Source organism: Lachnoanaerobaculum umeaense, from assembly GCF_003589745.1.
GTDB classification, from domain to species: Bacteria; Bacillota; Clostridia; order Lachnospirales; family Lachnospiraceae; genus Lachnoanaerobaculum; species Lachnoanaerobaculum umeaense.
In genome coordinates this window covers 669,007-688,598 of record NZ_CP032364.1, presented here as the reverse complement: position 1 = coordinate 688,598, position 19,592 = coordinate 669,007, and the positions used below count along the sequence as shown (strand labels likewise).

Annotated in this window: 16 protein-coding genes and 4 pseudogenes; 5 read left to right on the top strand and 15 right to left on the bottom strand. The window is 33.1% G+C overall.

Annotation, left to right across the window (positions count from 1 at the left end; genetic code table 11):
- Position 1: 1 nt before the first annotated feature.
- Genes D4A81_RS03025 through pyrF form a run of 3 tightly spaced genes read right to left on the bottom strand, consistent with a single transcriptional unit; the run spans position 2 to position 2,587 of the window.
- Positions 2 to 907, bottom strand: coding sequence for a dihydroorotate dehydrogenase (locus tag D4A81_RS03025; protein ID WP_111525197.1), 906 nt, complete (start codon positions 905 to 907; stop codon positions 2 to 4).
- Positions 904 to 1,668 carry a dihydroorotate dehydrogenase electron transfer subunit gene (locus D4A81_RS03020; RefSeq protein ID WP_111525198.1) on the bottom strand — a complete coding sequence of 255 codons (765 nt, stop codon included), beginning with the start codon at positions 1,666 to 1,668 and terminating at the stop codon, positions 904 to 906. Before D4A81_RS03020 ends, D4A81_RS03025 begins: the two co-directional genes overlap by 4 nt.
- 10 nt (positions 1,669 to 1,678) lie before the next feature.
- Positions 1,679 to 2,587: an orotidine-5'-phosphate decarboxylase gene (pyrF, locus tag D4A81_RS03015; protein ID WP_111525199.1), complete on the bottom strand. Its 909-nt coding sequence runs from the start codon at positions 2,585 to 2,587 to the stop codon at positions 1,679 to 1,681.
- A 95-nt stretch (positions 2,588 to 2,682) separates the two neighbouring features.
- Here pyrF and D4A81_RS03010 point away from each other — a divergent pair, with 95 nt between their 5' ends.
- Together D4A81_RS03010 and D4A81_RS03005 are read left to right on the top strand one after the other, a co-directional pair.
- A complete protein-coding gene (locus D4A81_RS03010; RefSeq protein WP_111525200.1) occupies positions 2,683 to 3,426 on the top strand; it encodes a GNAT family N-acetyltransferase in 744 nt (247 codons plus the stop codon).
- 97 nt (positions 3,427 to 3,523) lie between these two features.
- A pseudogene (locus D4A81_RS03005) lies at positions 3,524 to 3,856 on the top strand (ZIP family metal transporter); the annotation flags it as partial.
- Positions 3,857 to 3,921: 65 nt separating this feature from the next.
- Here D4A81_RS03005 and D4A81_RS03000 read toward each other — a convergent pair.
- Both D4A81_RS03000 and D4A81_RS13780 read right to left on the bottom strand, forming a co-directional pair.
- Positions 3,922 to 4,275: a DUF3796 domain-containing protein gene (locus tag D4A81_RS03000; RefSeq protein ID WP_111525201.1), complete on the bottom strand. Its 354-nt coding sequence runs from the start codon at positions 4,273 to 4,275 to the stop codon at positions 3,922 to 3,924.
- A 194-nt stretch (positions 4,276 to 4,469) separates the two neighbouring features.
- Positions 4,470 to 5,418 (bottom strand): annotated as a pseudogene (locus D4A81_RS13780) (ORF6N domain-containing protein).
- A gap of 275 nt (positions 5,419 to 5,693) precedes the next feature.
- Between D4A81_RS13780 and D4A81_RS13895 the strand changes: the two are divergent.
- Positions 5,694 to 7,082, top strand: a pseudogene (locus D4A81_RS13895) (ISNCY family transposase).
- Between the two features lie 206 nt (positions 7,083 to 7,288).
- On the opposite strand, the gene D4A81_RS02985 reads toward D4A81_RS13895, so the two are convergent.
- Positions 7,289 to 8,059, bottom strand: coding sequence for an ABC transporter ATP-binding protein (locus D4A81_RS02985; protein ID WP_111525205.1), 771 nt, complete (start codon positions 8,057 to 8,059; stop codon positions 7,289 to 7,291).
- A 9-nt stretch (positions 8,060 to 8,068) separates the two neighbouring features.
- Positions 8,069 to 9,961: an ABC transporter permease gene (locus D4A81_RS02980; RefSeq protein ID WP_111525206.1), complete on the bottom strand. Its 1,893-nt coding sequence runs from the start codon at positions 9,959 to 9,961 to the stop codon at positions 8,069 to 8,071.
- A 169-nt stretch (positions 9,962 to 10,130) separates the two neighbouring features.
- Here D4A81_RS02980 and tnpC point away from each other — a divergent pair.
- A pseudogene (tnpC, locus tag D4A81_RS02975) lies at positions 10,131 to 11,316 on the top strand (IS66 family transposase); the annotation flags it as partial.
- 201 nt (positions 11,317 to 11,517) lie between these two features.
- Here the strand turns inward: tnpC and D4A81_RS02970 are convergent.
- From D4A81_RS02970 to D4A81_RS02955, 4 genes are all read right to left on the bottom strand, one after another.
- A complete protein-coding gene (locus D4A81_RS02970; RefSeq protein WP_111525207.1) occupies positions 11,518 to 11,988 on the bottom strand; it encodes a DUF5071 domain-containing protein in 471 nt (156 codons plus the stop codon).
- The gene (locus D4A81_RS02965) at positions 11,972 to 12,187 is read right to left on the bottom strand and encodes a hypothetical protein (RefSeq protein WP_081457417.1); all 216 of its coding nucleotides are present in this window, start codon (positions 12,185 to 12,187) and stop codon (positions 11,972 to 11,974) included. The genes D4A81_RS02970 and D4A81_RS02965 overlap by 17 nt, the downstream gene beginning before the upstream one ends.
- A 66-nt stretch (positions 12,188 to 12,253) precedes the next feature.
- Positions 12,254 to 13,753: a leucine-rich repeat domain-containing protein gene (locus D4A81_RS02960; protein WP_111525208.1), complete on the bottom strand. Its 1,500-nt coding sequence runs from the start codon at positions 13,751 to 13,753 to the stop codon at positions 12,254 to 12,256.
- Positions 13,754 to 13,783: 30 nt separating this feature from the next.
- Positions 13,784 to 14,200, bottom strand: a complete 417-nt coding sequence (locus tag D4A81_RS02955; RefSeq protein ID WP_111525209.1) for a hypothetical protein — start codon at positions 14,198 to 14,200, stop codon at positions 13,784 to 13,786.
- Positions 14,201 to 15,323: 1,123 nt separating this feature from the next.
- Here D4A81_RS02955 and D4A81_RS02945 point away from each other — a divergent pair.
- Positions 15,324 to 15,671: a VOC family protein gene (locus D4A81_RS02945; RefSeq protein WP_111525211.1), complete on the top strand. Its 348-nt coding sequence runs from the start codon at positions 15,324 to 15,326 to the stop codon at positions 15,669 to 15,671.
- Between the two features lie 134 nt (positions 15,672 to 15,805).
- On the opposite strand, the gene D4A81_RS02940 is transcribed toward D4A81_RS02945, so the two are convergent.
- Genes D4A81_RS02940 through D4A81_RS02925 form a run of 4 tightly spaced genes read right to left on the bottom strand, consistent with a single transcriptional unit; the run spans position 15,806 to position 19,585 of the window.
- On the bottom strand, positions 15,806 to 16,897 hold the full coding sequence (locus tag D4A81_RS02940; protein WP_111525212.1) for an ABC transporter substrate-binding protein: 1,092 nt from the start codon (positions 16,895 to 16,897) through the stop codon (positions 15,806 to 15,808).
- A gap of 12 nt (positions 16,898 to 16,909) precedes the next feature.
- Positions 16,910 to 17,698, bottom strand: a complete 789-nt coding sequence (locus tag D4A81_RS02935) for an ABC transporter permease (RefSeq protein ID WP_111525213.1) — start codon at positions 17,696 to 17,698, stop codon at positions 16,910 to 16,912.
- Positions 17,695 to 18,516, bottom strand: coding sequence for an ABC transporter permease (locus tag D4A81_RS02930; protein ID WP_111525214.1), 822 nt, complete (start codon positions 18,514 to 18,516; stop codon positions 17,695 to 17,697). Before D4A81_RS02930 ends, D4A81_RS02935 begins: the two co-directional genes overlap by 4 nt.
- The gene (locus D4A81_RS02925) at positions 18,509 to 19,585 is read right to left on the bottom strand and encodes an ABC transporter ATP-binding protein (protein WP_111525215.1); all 1,077 of its coding nucleotides are present in this window, start codon (positions 19,583 to 19,585) and stop codon (positions 18,509 to 18,511) included. Before D4A81_RS02925 ends, D4A81_RS02930 begins: the two co-directional genes overlap by 8 nt.
- Positions 19,586 to 19,592: the final 7 nt, after the last annotated feature.

Sequence of the window (19,592 nt, the reverse complement as noted above, 5' to 3'; positions counted from 1 at the left end):
TTTACTTTACCAAACCTATAATCTCATTTATATCATTAAATCCATTATTTTCAAGATATTTCTCAATTCCCTCTGCTACCTCTATGCTTGCATTAGGATTTATGAAATTTGCAGTTCCCACACTGACCATAGTAGCACCTGCAAGTATAAATTCTATGGCATCTTCGGTACCGGATATACCACCCATACCTATTATCGGTATATTTACCGCATTTGCCACCTGATACACCATTCTAAGAGCAATAGGCTTTATAGCAGGACCTGACATTCCACCTGTCCTATTTGCTATTGCAAAGCATCTCTTATTGATATCTATTTTCATGCCGGTAATTGTATTTATAAGAGAAAGGGCATCACTTCCTGCTGCTTCAGCTGCTCTTGCGATCTCAGTTATATCTGTAACATTCGGTGAAAGCTTCATAATAATAGGTTTCTTTGAATGAGTCTTTATCTGTTTTGTAATCTCACTTACACTGTCAACATTTGTACCGAAAGCAATACCTCCATGTGATACATTTGGACAAGATATATTGATTTCAAACATATCCACATCCTCAGTAGAAAGTCTTTCAACAGTTTCAATATAGTCTTCAATACTTCTTCCACAGACATTTACAATTATCTTTGTATCCTTTTCTTTAAGGAATTTCAAATCTCTTTCAATAAATGTATCAACTCCCGGATTTTGAAGTCCAATAGCATTAAGCATACCACCATAGACTTCCGCAATTCTAGGTGTGGGATTTCCCTCCCATGGAATATTGGCAACCCCCTTTGTAGTAACCGCACCAAGTCTGTTGATATCTACAAGGTCTGCAAACTCCTCACCATGTCCGAAAGTTCCACTCGCAACTGTCACAGGATTTTTAAACTCCACACCGGCTATTTTTACTTTTATGTTTGTCATAGTTCAACCTCCGAAGCAATAAATACCGGACCTTCAGTACAAACTCTTTTATTTTTTACTTTCGAGTGGCTGTCAATATCACTTGATTTACAAGTACAAGCAAGACATGCACCTATTCCACATGCCATCTTCTCTTCCAATGACAGGAAACATTCGATATTACTTTCTGATACATATTTTTTTATAGCTCTAAGCATTGGAGTAGGTCCGCAGGCAAGTATCCTTTTTGCACTTAAATTATTCTCTCTTATCACATCCAAAACATTGCCCTTTGTACCTATACTTCCATCTTCAGTAGCAATATATACTCTTCCATAGCTTTCCAACTCTTCTGTAAGGAAAGTATCACTGTCTCTAAATCCCAGTACTATTATTTTCTCTCCATCTATTTGCTTTGCAGTTTCAAGCATTGGAGGTATTCCTATACCTCCTCCTATAAGGATAGTAGACTTGGAATCTATAGGAAAACCGTTGCCAAGAGGTCCTAAAACCTTTATGGTATCTCCTGATTTTAAACTTGAAAATTCCTTTGTTCCGGCACTTTCTCCTGTAACTCTATATACAAGCCTTATAGAATCTTTGCCTACTTCACATATACTTATCGGCCTTGGCAAAATCTTTGAAGGATCTTTTGTATATACATTTACAAACTGTCCGGGCCTTGTAGTCTTTGCTATATTTGTCTTTATCCAAATAGAATAAATATCTTTACTCAGCTCATCTTGGGAAAGTACCTTCCCATTATCCATTATCTTAGTCATTTTTCTCTCTTTATAAAACTCTGTTTATATCTACTATCATATCCTTTACAGCTGCTCTGGCTGCATCTCCAAACTCCATCACAGAATATTTTTCCTGCTTATATGCAGCAATGATTCCTCTTGAAGAGTTTACTACAGCACCAAGACCGTCTTTATTAAAGCATGGCTTTAAATCCTCAGCTGTTCCACCCTGTGCACCATATCCCGGTACCAGGAAGAAAGTGTTTGGCATCTTCTCTCTAAGTATTGCACTCATCTTAGGATATGTAGCACCAACTACTGCACCTACATTTGAATAATTTCCATCCATACTCATAGCACCCCACTCACAAGTTTTCTTAGCTACAAGCTCATACAGAGGTATTCCATCTATAAGCTGATCCTGAAATTCACCACTTGAAGGATTGGAAGTCTTTACAAGTACAAATATACCCTTATCCTCGCTATTGCATACATCTATAAAAGGCTTTACACCGTCTGTACCAAGATATGGATTTACAGTTACAAAATCTGTATTAAAGCCTACTATTTTTTCACCCAAAATATCACTTACTCCAATATGTGCCTTTGCATAAGCAAGTGAAGTAGATCCTATATCTCCTCTTTTTGCATCACCAATTACAAGTAAACCTTTTTCCTTAGCATACTCTACACTTTTTTGGTAAGCGATCATTCCTTCTATGCCGAACTCTTCATACATAGCTATCTGCGGCTTTACAGAAGGAATCAAATCATAAGTCTTATCAATTATCTCTTTGTTAAACTCAAAAAATGCCTCTCCTATTGCCTTTGTGCTCTTTCCATATTTCTTTATTTTCTCTTCTAGTATATAATCCGGTATATGTGAAATAAGTGGGTCTAAACCTACACATATAGGGGCATTTGTTTGCTTGATTTTCTCAATAAGTTTTGCAATCATATCTTCTCCTACAGGCCCTTTGGGCATAATTTTGTTTTTAAAAGTATAACACATATGCCGACATTATTTCAATAAATGCAAGGTTGGAGATTGCCATGAATATTATAAAAAGAAGAGTTTTATCTGAAGATATGATAAATCAAATAAATTCCATAGTTGAAGCCCAAGATAAAGAGCAACACCTTCCACTTTATTTTGATTTCAGTGATGAGAGATGTGCATATTATTTATGCTATGAGAACGAAAATTTGATGTCAGTTTTGGCACTATTTGAAATAGATACAAATGTATATGAAGTAATAGCTTTTACAGATATAAATAATCGAAAAAAGGGATATTTTAAATCACTTTTAGACCATCTTTCTAATGATTTAAAATCAGGTGCAAAGGTATCATTTCTTTGTGAAAGAAACTATACACCTGCAATTGCGACAGCAGACCGTCTCTCTCTAATATATGATTGTACAGAAACTATGATGGAGCTTGACTTATCCACATATGTTATTGAAAAAAAATTAGATATTGACATTTTTGAGGATGATGATGACATTTACTATATTTATTATAGAGATGAGGAGATTGGTTCATTTAACTTTTATACCTTCAGCTTTGATATAAATGATATATATTTCCACAGCTTCAATATTTATGATGAGTACAGAAATAAGGGACTTGGTAAACTTTCAATGATGGCAATAATTTCATTTATAAAAAATCTTGGAAAGACCAAGATACATTTGCAGCTACTTTTAGAAAATAAGCCTGCATATAAAATTTATACTGATCTAGGATTTTGTATTTCAAGTGAGATAAGCTATTACAAAAAATTTATACAGTAATACATTCTTTAGGTTTATATATTGCCATTTGTATTTATAAATGTTATCATATGTATATATTGATAGTACGCAATCAAATTTATATAAATCTAATATACTCTCTCTTGGTATCGCTATTCAAAACTTCCCTGAGGGTGCCATTATATCAATGCCTCTTCATGCAGAAGGACAGAGTAAAATGAAGGCATTATTCTACGGTATACTCTCCGGTGCAGTAGAACCTGTTGCAGCCCTGATAATGCTTGGAGCATCAAAGATATTTATTCCTGTGATGCCTTATCTTCTAAGCTTTGCAGCAGGTGCTATGATGTATGTGGTAGTAGAAGAGCTAATACCTGAAATGAGTGAGGGAGAACATTCAAATATAGGAGTTATCTTATTTGCCTTCGGATTTACAGTGATGATGGCACTGGATGTGGCTCTGAGATAAAAACAATAAAACACCGGACATGCCGGTGTTTTATTGTATAAACACTAACTCAACTTCAACTACATTTAACTTCTTCCAATAATAGTATCCACTATTACGGCTATAGCAAAAGCTACGCTGATTAAAATAGTCATGGCCGAGTATTTATCATGAATATATCCACTGTTAGTTATAACTATATTGGCTGTAAATATAACTGCCAAAATACCTCTGTATAAAGTATGTCTTTTGTCATCTTTATTCTTAATACTCTGCGTATCATTCACAAAAAAATATGAAAAAAAACAATAAAAACTAAAAAAATGAAAAAATGCTACATTATCAAATACAAATCCTAAAAATCCTAAAAAACCTAACAATCCCAAGAATCCTAAAAATTTTTTAAATCTGTATACTTTTTTATTCTCCAAATTTTCCATAAAAATTCTCCCTCATTAAATTACATGTTTTCTAATATAAGCTTTATATGTTCAGATAAATGAACTTTAAATTTTGTATGTTGTTTTTCTTCTGCTAATCCATCTATTTTATCAAAAAGTGATAATTGCATAATATTAATTCTTTTGCACTAACTTTATAAATGCTTTTCAAATTTTCCAATCTGCTTCACTTCTTATCTTAACTTCAACACCGGATTTTTCAATAGGTTATTGATAAGGTCTGTATAAATCATCTGATCGACCACTTCCGTTATGCTTGTGATTCTTTGCCCTGCATCTTTGGAAGATGCTCCACAATGATAGATTCTCTGATGTTCGGTATTCCAGTCGATAATAATGTATCTGTCATGAAACTCTCCACCGGATTTTTGGAATGTTATCTTTCTAAACGGATATTCCTCACAAAAATCCTGATATTCAAGGGTATGAAGTCCTTTTCCGATGTTATCACTGAATATAATGACCTCTACCGATGAGGGGACATCTTTTAACAAGACCAAAGTTTTCACTCCGATGTAGTTATCGACGATATAAATACTCTTTTTTGCTATGCTGTAAATGTCCTTATAAGCAAGATTGGCTTCGATGGGCTGTCCGTTCAAAAGTAAAAATCCGTATTTGAGCTGTGGATTGCTAAGGTCGAGAATCCTGCATTTCCACGACATTACTTGTAATCTGCATCGAAAGCTGCAAAAACTCTCTTTTCCCAATCAATCCTTGGTTTTCTACGATATAGTCTTTCATTTGCTTGAAAGTACGAATCAGAGCTTTACTCTGCTTGACCGCAAGTTCTCCTTTGAGAACTGTCATTAGCATATAGATTCCCTGCTCGGTAAAAGCATGAGGATTGTACTTAATATTACTACCTCTTCCTGCACTCTTGTTCAAGGTCGCATTTTGCGACCTTGAAAGTTCAGATACTTCCTCATCAGTTAATTGAAACATAAAGTCTTCATCAAATTTCTCAATATTTCTTTTAACCTGCTCATTAAATCGCTTTGTTTCATATCCATAGATTTCGGCTAATTCAAAGTCAAGCATAACCTTTTGTCCCCTAATAATATAAATCTTTTTTACAAGGGATTCATGACTTACAAACATCATTTCATCTTTTTTATCCATTTCTTTATCCTATTTATTCAAATTTCCAGTACATTTCATATACTCTATTGTATCATGATTTTACAAAATCAATCTCGATATCTTAAAAAAATTAAAACTATACCAGTATCCCTATCAGAACACAAGCACATTCTAACGAAGTATAAATAATTTATAAGCCATAAATGATAAAGTCCTAGTATACCACAAATAAAAATGTCCCACTTATGGTAGAATACTATTTTGTATATTCTAACACTAGGAGGAACTGACTTATCAGAAAGGTTATTTTATCAATGGATGAACAAAGAAAGTATGATGTTATCAAAGGTCTGGTAGATCACCCAGATACAGCTAATAAGAATAGAGCTGCTCTTATCCTAGGATGCACCAAAAGGCATATAAACCGTATGATACAGGGTTATATTAAAGATGGTAAGGCATTCTTTATTCATGGTAACAGAGGCAAAAAGCCGGCTACCACTATCTGCCCTGATATCAGAAGTCAGGTTCTTGATCTATACAGAACTAAATACTACGAAGCTAACTTTGAACACTATACAGAGCTTCTAAAAAAGCATGAAGGCATAAGTATCTCTTCTTCCTCTGTAATGAGTATTTTGGAGTCAGAGTACATTCTATCCCCAAAGGCTACAAAAGCTAAGCGTAGACGCATTAAGCAAGCTCTCAGAGCTAAGAAGGAAGCTGCAACATCAAAAAGGGAATTATCACAGATACAAGCTAACTTAGTAGCAGTTTAAGATGCTCACAGTCGTCGTCCAAGATGTGCTTATTTTGGTGAATTGCTTCAGATGGATGCTACCCCTTATGAATGGGTGCCGGGACAGATATGGCATCTACATTTGGCTATTGATGATGCCTCAGGTGTTGTTACGGGTGCATGGTTTGATACTCAGGAGACTCTTAATGGATACTACCATGTGTTTGAGCAGATTCTTACTGATTATGGTATTCCCTATAAGTTTCTTACTGATAAACGAACTGTATTTACTTACAAGAAAAAAGGTGCCTTATCTGACGACAAAGACACCTATACACAGTTTGCATACGCCTGTAAGCAACTTGGCACACAGCTTGAATCAAGCAGCGTACCACAGGCTAAAGGACGTATAGAACGATTGAATCAAACCTTACAGTCACGCCTGCCTATTGAGCTAAGGCTCGCAGGCGTAACCGACATCAATAATGCCAATGAATTCATTTACCACTACATAAAAGAATTCAATGAGAAGTTCTCACTTCCACTTTATGGTATCAAATCTGTCTTTGAAACGCAACCATCTAAAGAAAAAATAAATCTTACTTTGGCGGTTTTAACTGAGAGAACTGTTGATGCCGGACATGCGATTCAATTCGAGAAGAAATTTTATAAGATGATAGATAATAAAGGATTGCAGACCCATTATAGAAAAGGTACAAAGGTTATGCTTATCAAGGCATTTGATAGGTCTATGTTTGCGTGCGTAAATGACAAAGATATTTATGCACTGGAAGAAATACCGGCTCATGAACATAAATCTAAGGATTTGGACGCTGACTACAAACAGCCAAAGCCTAGAAAGCCTTATATACCGCCTATGAACCATCCTTGGAGATTGGATGCCTTTAATAAATTCGCACACTCACAGCCACACAGAATTGAAGAAGACATAAAAAGTGCATAATAAAAGCCCCTTTGTGGGGGCTTATAAATTAATTATTTTGGGACATAATCATTTATGCTTGACAGCACATTCTAACGAAGTATAAATAATTAACTAACCTAGATAATCTGATATCTTAACTAATTTTTCACTCTAAATCTATTTCATCAAATTTAACTACATCCCCAGCTTATTCTGCATCAAAGTAATATTAAATTACAACATCATCAATAGTCCATTATCTCTACAATTCTCTGTATAAAATTTTTTTTATCTTCTCCATTTTCTTTTTCAATTTGTTTTACTATAGCCCCATCTTTCATTAATAACACTTTTTTACTATAACTTGCTATTGTCGGATCATGTGTTACCATTAAAATAGTACGATTTTCTTCTAAGTTTAATCTTTCAAAATATTTTATTACTATTTCGGAATTAATGCTATCTAAATTCCCGGTAGGTTCATCTGCTAATATTATCTTAGGTTCGTTTATAATTGCTCTACATATTGCAGTTCTTTGTTTTTCACCACCTGATACTTCTGTTGGATATTTGTCTAAAATTTTCTCAATCTCAAACCTTTTTGCATTTTCTAATATTAATGATTCAATCTCTCTATATGGCTTATTGCTTATGTATAAAGGTAATAGAATATTCTCTTTTAGAGTCAGACTATCTACCAGATAAAATTCTTGAAACACAAATCCAACTATTTTTTGTCTAACATCCGATAATATTTCATCAGAACAACTGCTTAAATTAATATCTCCAACAATTGCTCTTCCGGTAGTTGCCTCTTCAATCCCTCCAAGTATTTTTAATAAAGTAGTTTTTCCACAACCTGATTTTCCCATAATGCTAATAAAGTCCCCATGATATACCTCTAAACTGACACCATTTAAGACTTGATTTAAATTAACAGATATTTCTCCCCTTTTCTTCTTATCTCTCTTATTATATATTTTGGTTAAATCAACAGCCTTTATAACTTCATTCATATATCCCACCTATCCTAATCGCCTTAAAATATAAGAAATAAATTGTTTTTTAAGTATTTTATAGTAAATATATTCCAATGTTAAATATCCAACTATAAATATTGCAAAAAAAGTGTAAATCTGACTTCTCTGCTCTACCCTATTGACACCGGATAGTATATAAAGATACATCATGGATAATATACATGCTAATATCACAGGAATCAGAAAAGGCAATTGAAGTTCTCTTGTGGCAGTATTAGCAATAGTCTTCTTGTTCATGCCCATAATATAATACGCCTTGTATTTTTCCGACAAATAATCTATCTGACTAAATGTATTTATATAGATTGCACTATTCTTAAAGATAGTGATTACAATGGCTACCAATACAAAGACAATAAGCATACAAAGTATTACATTTCTATTTATTTCTACATATTTATCCTTTTCATATATTCTTACTTTCATTTCATCTTGTTGTTCGTAATCATTCAGTACTTGTTTAATACGATTTTGATCTCCATGCTCTTTTGCATTTACAAATATAATATGTTTATTCTGTCCATGTCTGCTGATATCCTCATAGTCTCTGTGATTCATCAAAAACAGATATTCATTTCCATAATTTTCAAATACTCCAAATATATTTTCCCAATATCTGCTTTTAATACTATAGTCAAATTGTTGTCCGTTTATAGTGTAAATCGATATAAAACTGTCTCCATTTAATGCCTCAAAATCTTCCTCCAATTTCAAATCAATCCCTATTATCTCTCCACTCTTTAGAGTCCAATTTTTATTGCGAAAGGTATTATAGCGTTCAATATCTACACATCTTATATTCCCTATATTTTGGTTATTTTTTATTTCCGAAACCTCCAGTTCAGATATATCCATAGGAATTTTTGAATTTTTCAGGCTTTCAATCAAGGTATTTGGCACAGAATAGCTCTCTATAACAAAGTCATTTGGGTACATCATTTGATAGCTTTCTACTGTATTTGCATATATGTTATTATAAATATTTGCTCCTATGAAAATGAGTAGGATTATTCCACTTAATAATGAAAAATATATAATTTTACTAAATTTATTGAATCGAAATACAAAATTACTTATAAATAAAAAATTTTTATAATATAACTTTGTTTCTCCTCTTAATAATTGTAGTATAGGAAATGCCATAGATAAAAAAATAAAATATAGCCCTATAGAAATTAACAATATGGAAGAAAATGTTCGTAAAATTATATCTCCTTGTTGAATTAAAATAACATACAAAGAAAGTATAGACAAAATAATTCCAAATACAAATCTATACCAGCCTTTTTTAGCTAATGTATCTGCTCTTTGTTCCTCTATAAGCAAATCATTTAATTTCATTTTTCTTATCTTAATATAAATACAAAGAGCAGATATAAAATATAAAGCAAAATATATCATATAAATGAAAATATAGCTTTTTATTGGATATATAACCATCGGAAATTCATATAAAAACACTTTTCTAAAAAAGTATATACTTCCATAGTAAAAAGACGCTCCAATCATGCTCCCCAAAATCATGGATACAATATATGTGGCAAGAAGTTCAATTATTATACATTTGAATAAATTTGATTTTTTCTGTCCTAAAATAATAAAAATAGCATAATCTCTGCTTTTCTTTTTTGTGTAGTTTAAAAATGTATAAATAATAAAGCATAACGAAATAAGCAGGAACACATAAGAGATCCATTTGAGTGTGCTGATCTCACTGTTCATGATTTTAATATTTTCTATTTTTACAACTTCTCTCATAGCATTCAAATAACTTGATATAATGATATATCCTGCTACTGCTATCACTGAACTTACCAAATAGAATATATAATCTTTATACTTTGATTTCATATTTTTTAATATTAATGTGTATAGCATAATTCCTCTTCTTCTGCAAAAACTTATTATATTATATAAAACACTTTACATTCCATTTTGGTCATATTCTAATTATAAAGGTGATAAGAGTGAATAATAACACACACAAACTTTGCATTCCATTCTGGTCATATTCTAATCCGTATTCGCCACCCCTGACACTAAAACAGTCCTTGGCACAAAATTTGTCAGGGAAGAATTAGAGTACATTCCTGCAAAACTTCGAATTGTTCGCTATGTTCAAACTGTATATGAGTGTCCCAAATGTAAGCATACAGCTTATCCTTATATAATGAAGGCACCCACACCTTCATCACTGATGAACCATTCGTTGGCTTCCCCAAGCTCAGTGGCCAATGTCATGTATCAAAAGTATGTAAACGGTATGCCTCTTTATAGGCAGGAGAAAAACTGGGAACAACTGGGAATCGCCCTCAGCCGTTCCACTATGGCAAACTGGATAATCCGTTGCAGTGAGGATTATCTAAAGCCCCTAGTATCTCATCTGCACAAAAAGCTCCTTGAGCGTGATATAGTGCATTGCGATGAGACCGTTGTTCAGGTGCTTAAAGAAAAAGACAAGGCACCACAGACAAAGTCTTATATGTGGCTATATAGAACCGGAAATGACGACAAGCCATCCATAATTCTTTATGATTATCAGCCTTCAAGAAATGGTGATCATGCAGTGGAATTCCTGAAAGGTTTCAAAGAATACTTTCACTCTGATGGATACTCCGGTTATAATAAACTTTCTGATATGATCAGATGTGGGTGCTGGGCCCACCTTAGGAGAAAGTTTATAGAAGCGATTCCATCTAAGAGTTCACAGGATGCACCACTCACCCTTGCTGAAATCGGAAGGAATTACTGTGATCAGCTGTTTCACATTGAAGACAGCCTTAAAAACTTAACATCTGAAGAACGATATAGTAAGCGCCTGGAGTTGGAAAAACCTGTTCTTGAGGCTTTTTGGTGTTGGATTAATTCCATAACGGCATTAAAAGGCTCTGCACTTGGAAAAGCTCTTGTTTATGCTAATAACCAGCGCCCATATATGGAGAATTATCTGCTTGATGGAAGATGTTCTATTTCCAATAATGCTGCCGAGAATGCAATTCGTCCATTTACAGTAGGTCGCAAGAATTGGCTTTTTGCAGACACTTCCAAAGGAGCATCTGCAAGTGCAGCTGTCTATAGTATTGTAGAGACAGCAAAGGGAAACGGCTTGAATGTCTACCTACTTGCAATATCTTCTCATGTATATGCCGGATACACAGTGGCAGTCCGAACCTGAACTTTTAGAAGGTTTAATGCCCTGGTCACCGGATGTAAAGGAAGAATGTAAGCAATAAACAAATAAACTATGGTGCTCTTTATTGGAGCACTTTTTTATTTGATTTATTATCTCATTTAGTTTAATGAAATATAAGGCATCATGTTATTGGGTGCTTACCCCTCTTTTATCGTAACTATATTTTCTATTAGGATATACTCCACTTTCTTCTACAAGCTGAGCTAAAATATAATTCTCACACCTTCAAAAAATAAGAACTCTAAAAATCTCCATATTTTAACAAGCCATAGGTTTTGGGGTTTTCAAATTCACTTGGCTTTATAGGGATATGTTCCAATAGTATATCAATTCCTGATATCCACATTCCATCATCACTTTTATATGCTTTCCACAATGCATCTTCTATAAATGGAATCAAATCACTTTTATTATAAGAAAATAATAAAGAAACTGCATATTCAAATGCAGGCCAGTTGGCATCTTGTAACAATCTTATCAAAAACGGTATATATCTAATCTTCATAGAATATTTCATTTTTTCTATAATATGTAGAATATTAAACCAGCAAAACTTAGATTTGTAGTTACCTAAATAAAGATAATCTTCTAAATTATTACCTTCCATTTGAAATAATACGGCTAATTCTTCCAAATTTTCATCTGATATATTTCTATTTTCATAAATATTATATTCTTCTTTACTAATTAAATTATCAATCACTGCTGACATTACATGGTCCTCCATTATCTCTTATAGATATTGATGCTAATATTTTTGTTAAGTAGTATGGATTCTCTTTTGCTGTTGGCCTGCTATTAATCCATTCCATCATCTCCAAAGGATTTACAGGTCTTACAGAAACATGATTTGGTCTATCTATAACTGCCTCTAGTACCCCTGTTGCGTTGACTGCTTCCATAGTTGTCATAGTGTACTTATCTGCAATATCACCCTTACTAATCTTAATTAAATACTTGTTATCTAAAAAATAAATTCAATAAAATACTAAATCTATTTTTGGTCTATAATCAGGATAATAATATTTCCCCTTTAAACTCTTAGGAAGTTCTATTCTCTTTAATGAAAGACATTGTGCAATAGCCCATAAATCCATATCCTCCACTTTCTCCGGTATTCTTAAAGTTTCAATACCACAAGCAAAAAAGGCATATTCTGATATTGTTTTAATATTTTTTGGTAATTTTATTTCCTTCAAATTGCTGCATAAATCAAATGAATGTCCGTTTACAGTTGTTAATTTACCATCTTCTTCAAACTCAACTTTTTCTAAATTATGACATTTAGTAAATGTATATCTTCCTATATGATCTACACTCTTAGGTATATATACCTCTTTTATACTCTCTGCATTATTAAATGCACTTCCTGCTATTAATCTTGTTCCGGCTTTTATCTCTATTTTCTCAGCACTTTTACCTGTATATTCAAGTAAAATATTTTCTTTGTACTTACAGCCATATTCATCCTCTTTTATACTATCTAAATACTTAGTTCCATAAAAACTCCCTCCTTTAATATCTATAATACTAGAGGGTAAATTAATTTCTACTAAATTATAACAATCTTTAAATGCTCCATAAGATATTTCTTCCAATCCGGCTGGTAATACTACTCTTTTTAGCCCTGAATTTAGGAAAGCATATTCTCCTAAATATTTAACACCTTGTGGTATAATTACTGACTCCAAAGTTCTACAACCTTCAAAGGTACTATCTTCTATTTCTATAAGTCCAAGTGGTAAATCAACATTTTTTATTCTTATATTATTAATAAATGCCTTTGCTGCAATAGCTTTTGTAGAATCTTTTATCTTGACATATTCTTTAGTATCATTTGCTTTTAATAGTAAGTTCCCTAAATAAATGCAACCATACTCATCTGGTTTAAGACTATTTATAAATTCTGTCCCCTCAAATATATTTTCACCAACCTTACTTACACTATCTGACATCTTAACTTCTCTCAAATTAGTACAGTTTTCAAATGCAAACTCGCCAATACTTTCAAGACTGTCTGGCAGAATTATTTTTTTTAAATTTTTACACTCGGCAAAACTTGAACTTCCTATTTCATTTAAGGTATTAGGCAGTTCTATATATTTTAGTGTTTCACAGTTATAGAATGACATATCCCCTATACTTTCTAAATTTGAAGATAATTTAATTTCTTGTAATTTTTTACATTCAAAGAATGCATAATTATCTACACTATTAACTGTTTCTGGCAGATTAACCGATTGCAAATTATCACAACTAGAAAAGGCAAATGCTCCTATACTAACTACACCATAAGGAATATCAAAATCTACAATATCAGATTTCTTTTTAAAAATACCATCTTTTATTCCAATAAATGTATTATCCCTTACAACTATCTTATATTCTAAGTTTGTAATAATTAAATATAAAACTATCAAACTACAAATCAATAATGTTAGAATCACATATTTCGTTAATATTTTATTTTTTACCATTACTATTCACCTTATTATCCAAGTACTTTTCTATCTCATTGAATATTTTTTTATATTATCTCTTATTTGTTCATCAATACTTTTATTACTATTAGGATTTGGTTTAATCTTGCTAATCATTCCAAACTCTCCTATCCAATATTTTTCTCCATATATATCCATAACTTTGTTCTCATAATCTGAAATCTTTTCAATTTTAAAATCATCTATATTATAACCTCCAACAATTTCTTCTGTACTTGGATTTACATCAAACAATGTAATTTTTATAAATGAATACTGATTTTTATCTAGTTCAAATCGCAATCTTTCTAAAAAAGGTTTAGGTAAAGTTGCTAAAAATAATGATATTACCGATAGTGCTAAGCTACTTGGTCCTGCCAATTTTCCTATAATAGCTGACAAATCAGCTATTATTTTCTCATTGCTTCCAAGTCCAACTGACAATGCACTTAAAGCATTAGATACATCCCCCCATATATTTTTTTATTAGCTATCCTATTACCAATAAACAAATTAAATGCATTATCGTATTCTTGAGGTAAATACATTATTACAGTTGGCATTCCCTTTTTCCCTGCTTTTTGCCTTTTAGACCTTTCATGTACATATAAATATGGTTCCTTTTTTTCATAGTATCATTAAAAAACCAAACTCCAATCAAGGAAAATTTGATTCTTCATACAATAAATGCATAATTTGATTGCAACATCAATTTAATCTTTTAATGGACTCACCTCTTTCTATAGTTATTTGCAACAATTGCAAAAGGCAATGTGTACAGAGCAGAAATTACTGCTGAAAAAGTAGTAAACAAAGGTGCAAGTTCATGTTTAGGATTGACTTTAATACTCTCATAAATGTACAAGAGAGAAAGAAACTGCAAGGCGCATAAAAACCCAATAAAAAATACACAAATAAAAAAAATATCTATACTCTGCTTCTTCTTATAAAATATTCTATGATATAAAAGAATCAAACATACACCCTCTGCAATAGCAAATACAATTAGCAAAAATACCATCAAATCAAACACTAGCAATGCAACCTCCTTCTTAAAGCATATATCTATTACTTCATTATTGTACATAATATCCCATCAAATATTTTTATTCCACTCATATCAACTATTATTAGTTTAGTAGCTTATGTAATAATACAAATCAGTGTATTTATAAAAAATTGTCTTTGTCTTTTTACAAACTCCATATTACCTCCCTATCCTACTATAGTCATTTTTCACCTGTATATTTTACCTATATTATACATCAAATCACTTCAGATATAAATATCTCCTGCTTTATCAATAATCTCCATTACTTTTTAAATTAATGTATACAGGTGAACTTGCCCTCTACATCTCAATCCATTAAACTTGTACAAACTAACATACCAATTAACTCCATTTTTATAATACCAATCACCTTAATACAGCACTGTAAATTTACCGGGCATTTATACCGATTAATCCCATTTTTATAATACCAACCCTAAGAAATATACCATAGTCAAAAATCCCGTTTTATGATACAATCATCTGCAATTTATTATAAAATAAAAGGTGAAAGTAATGAGAAAAATAGAAATAAAAAGTTTAGTAAGTGTATTCAAGGTATCAAATATAGAGAAATCAATTGCCTGGTATAAAAATTGGCTTGGAGAGCCTGATGTTATTCCAATGGATGGAGTAGCTGAATATCAATTGTCCTCAAATTCATGGCTGCAATTATCCTGTGAGGAAAAAGACAGCATAGAAACAAGCTCTATTGTAGTAGGAGTCGAAGATATAAATCAGACAAAGAAAACCTTAGATGAGTGCGGCATTAAAACAAGTGAAATTATAGATTATGAAGTTGTTTTGGTATTTGATGTATTTGATATTGACGGCAATAAGATAACATTTGCCAAGGAAGTATAGAATATAAAAACCGTGGGGCATAGCTAGGCTATAGCCCACGGTTTTTACTTATTTGCTTAAAGTTCTCACAGAAATAAGATGTATTTAGCCTTAAAAATTCAATATCTCAGCTGCTAAAAACACAAATAATACGATTATTTTCCCTTCACTTCTTTCCAAAGGTCATTGTAAAGGCTATCTCCCTCATCTCCTAGATATTTAAATACTTCGCTGTTCTTTAACATATCATCTGTCGGGAAGAGTGCTGTATTTTCCTGAAGCTCCTTATCCAAAAGCTCGAAAGCGGCTTTATTTGGAGTAGGATATGTAATATATTCAAAGTTCTTCTTTGCAATCTCAGGTCTGTTTAAGAAGTCTATCCACTTCTCCGCATTCTCCTTGTTCTTTGCATTCTTTGGAATTACCCATGCATCAATCCAAAGGTTTGTACCCTCTTTCGGTATTACATACTTAAGTTCGAAATCTTCTCCTGAATTTGCAACTTCATTTTGAACATAGAGCATCTCGCCTGAGTAAATAACACCTATAGCGGCCTCTCCACCAATCATCTTATCTCTTACCTGATCTATTACATAGGCTTGTACAAGCGGCTTTTGTTCTATAAGTTTTTCTTTTACCTTCTCAAGCTCAGCCTTATCTGTTGTATTCATAGAATATCCAAGCATCTTCTCACCAACCATAAAGGCATCTCTTACAGAATCCTGCATAAGGATATTTCCCTGATACTTAGGATTCCAAAGATCGCTCCAGCTTGTGATTTCATCATCCACCATTGAAGTATTGTAAAGTATTCCTACTGTACCCCATGTATATGGCACGGCATATTTATTCTCAGGATCAAATGATTTTGCCATATCCATATACTTTGTATCTATATTCTTGATATTAGGGACATTATTAAAGTTGATTTCTGCAAGCATATCATTTTGTATCATCTTCTCGATCATATAATCTGAAGGGCATACTACATCATATACCACACCACCTGCCTCAAGTACCGGATACATTTCCTCATTGGTCTCAAACATATCATAAACGACCTTGATACCTGTTTCTTTTTCAAACTCCTCCACAACACTCTCGTCAATATACTCACCCCAGTTATATACATAAAGCTCGCCCGCACTGCCCGCCTTGGCACCTGCATCACTTTTTCCGCATCCTGATAATACAGCCACGGAAAGCATACTCATCAATGTCATTATACTTACAAATTTCTTTTTCACGCTTATTTCCTCTTATCTTTTCTTTATTTTGTTTTGTGCAATATTTGATACTATAAGCAGTATCAAAACGGTAGCAAAAATAATTGTAGAAAGGGCGTACAGACTCGGCTTTATACCTCTTCTGACCTCTGAATATACCAGAGTTGATATAGTATTTATACCTGCACCCTTTGTAAAATGTGTTATTATAAAATCATCCAGCGACATTGTAAAGGCAAGTAAAAATCCTGATATTACTCCCGGGAATATATCCGGAAACACTACCTTAAAAAATGCCATAATAGGTGTAGCACCAAGGTCCAGTGCCGCCTCATATGTAACTCTCTCAGTCTGTTTAAGCTTTGGCATTACCGACAGTATTACATATGGAATATTAAAAGTTATATGGCTTATAAGAATAGTCTTAAACCCAAGACTTATTCCAAAAGCTATAAATCCAAGCATCAAAGATATACCTGTTACAATATCTGCATTTAGCATAGGTATATTGTTGACAGCCATTACCACAGTTTTAGGTACCTTTCTCATATTGTTGATACCTATTGCTGCTACAGTTCCTATAATGGTTGCAATAAGTGCCGATAAAAATGCGATAACCAATGTGTTTCTAAAGGCCGACATTATTGTAGCACTTTTAAAAAGCTCACCATACCAGTCAAAAGTAAATCCCCCCCACCTGTTCCTTGACTTTGAGGCATTAAAGCTTAGTATCATAAGAGTTGCTATCGGGGCATATAAAAAAATTAATATAAATACCAGGTAAAAATCCCCCAGTACTTTTCTTATCTTTGAATAGATCAAACGCTCATGCCCTCCCCGTCTTTATCATACTTGGCAATAAATGCCATACTGATAAGTATAAAGATCATCATTACCAGTGAAAGTCCGGAACCGAGATTCCAATTGCTTCCCTTTGTAAACTCCTGCTCTATTACATTTCCTATCAACAGCACCTTGCTTCCACCAAGGATATTACTGATAACAAATGTTGTCAGTGCCGGCACAAATACCATAGTTATGCCGCTGACAATACCAGGAATGCTCAAGGGAATTATTACCTTTGTAAGTGTCTGCATTGTATTTGCACCAAGATCTCTTGCGGCATTTATTGTATTGTCATCTATCTTTTCAAGTACATTGTATATAGGAAGTACCATAAAAGGCAGATAGTTGTAAACCATACCCAGTATAATAGCTGACGGTGTATTGATGATATTTAAATTCGGCAGATGCAAGAAGTTTAAAATCGTATTTATAATTCCGTTTTTCTCCAAAAGTGAAAGCCATGCAAGAGTTCTAAGCAAGAAGTTCATCCACATAGGCAAAATAAATATAAATACTATAAGACTTCCCTTGTTAAGCTTTTTGCTTTTCAAAGTAAGTGCCAGCGGAAATGCCATTACAAGGCAAATAGCCGTACTTACAATTGATAATATTATGGACAATAAAAGTGCCTTGAAATGATCTTTTGCAAATATTGAAAGTACATTTGCCACTGTAAAGCTTCCGCTCCTATCAGTCAGTCCATATATAAAAATAAGTGATAGAGGTATTATTGTAAAACCTATCATCCAAAGAATATATGGGAATGAGAGTACTTTTCTTAAATCCTTATTCATTTACACCCACAGCCTCCTCATCCTCAGACTCAGGCTTGTTCATTATCTGTATATCAAAAGGATCCACACTGATGCCGACTTCCTTGCCTACCGGGAACATATCTGTAGAATGTACCAGCCACTCGTATCCGTTTGGAGTAGTGACTTCCATCTCATAATGCACACCCTTAAATATCAAATGAGTAACTCTACCTACCAAAGTTCCCTTCTCAGGCTCTACAAGATCTATATCCTCAGGTCTTATTACAACGTCAACAGGCTTATTGATGCCAAATCCCACATCCACACAGGCAAATTTTGCTCCGAATATATCTACGAGCTTATCCTGTACCATGGTTCCGCCGATTATATTTGATTCTCCTATAAAATCAGCTACAAAGGCATTTTCAGGCTCATTATATATCTGCTCCGGAGTACCCATCTGCTGTATATATCCCTGATTCATAACCACAATGGTATCAGACATTGTAAGCGCTTCTTCCTGATCATGTGTAACATAAACGAAAGTTATACCCAGCTCATTTTTAAGTCTGATAAGCTCATATTGCATATCCTGACGGAGTTTTAAATCAAGTGCTCCAAGCGGCTCATCAAGTAAAAGTACCTTCGGCTCATTTACTATAGCTCTTGCAATTGCAATTCTTTGTTGCTGTCCGCCTGAGAGCAGATTTATATTTCTGTTTTCATATCCGGATAAGTTTACCAGCTTAAGTGCATATTTTATCTTGTCATCAATATATGCCTTTGATTTATTCTTTATCTTCAAACCGAAGGCTATATTTTCTGCAATACTCATATGAGGAAATAATGCATACTTTTGAAATACTGTATTTAAATTTCTTTTATTTGGCGGCAGATTTGATATATCCTTACCGTCAAAAATCACTCTTCCGGTATCTGCCTGTACAAATCCACCTATTATTCTAAGGGTGGTGGTCTTACCACAACCTGACGGACCGAGTAAAGTTACAAATGAGTTTTCTTTAATTGATAAATTTAAATCATCCAGAACAATCTCTCCGTCAAAACTCTTTGAGATATTCTCCAAATCAATAAGGGATGTCGACATACTTCCT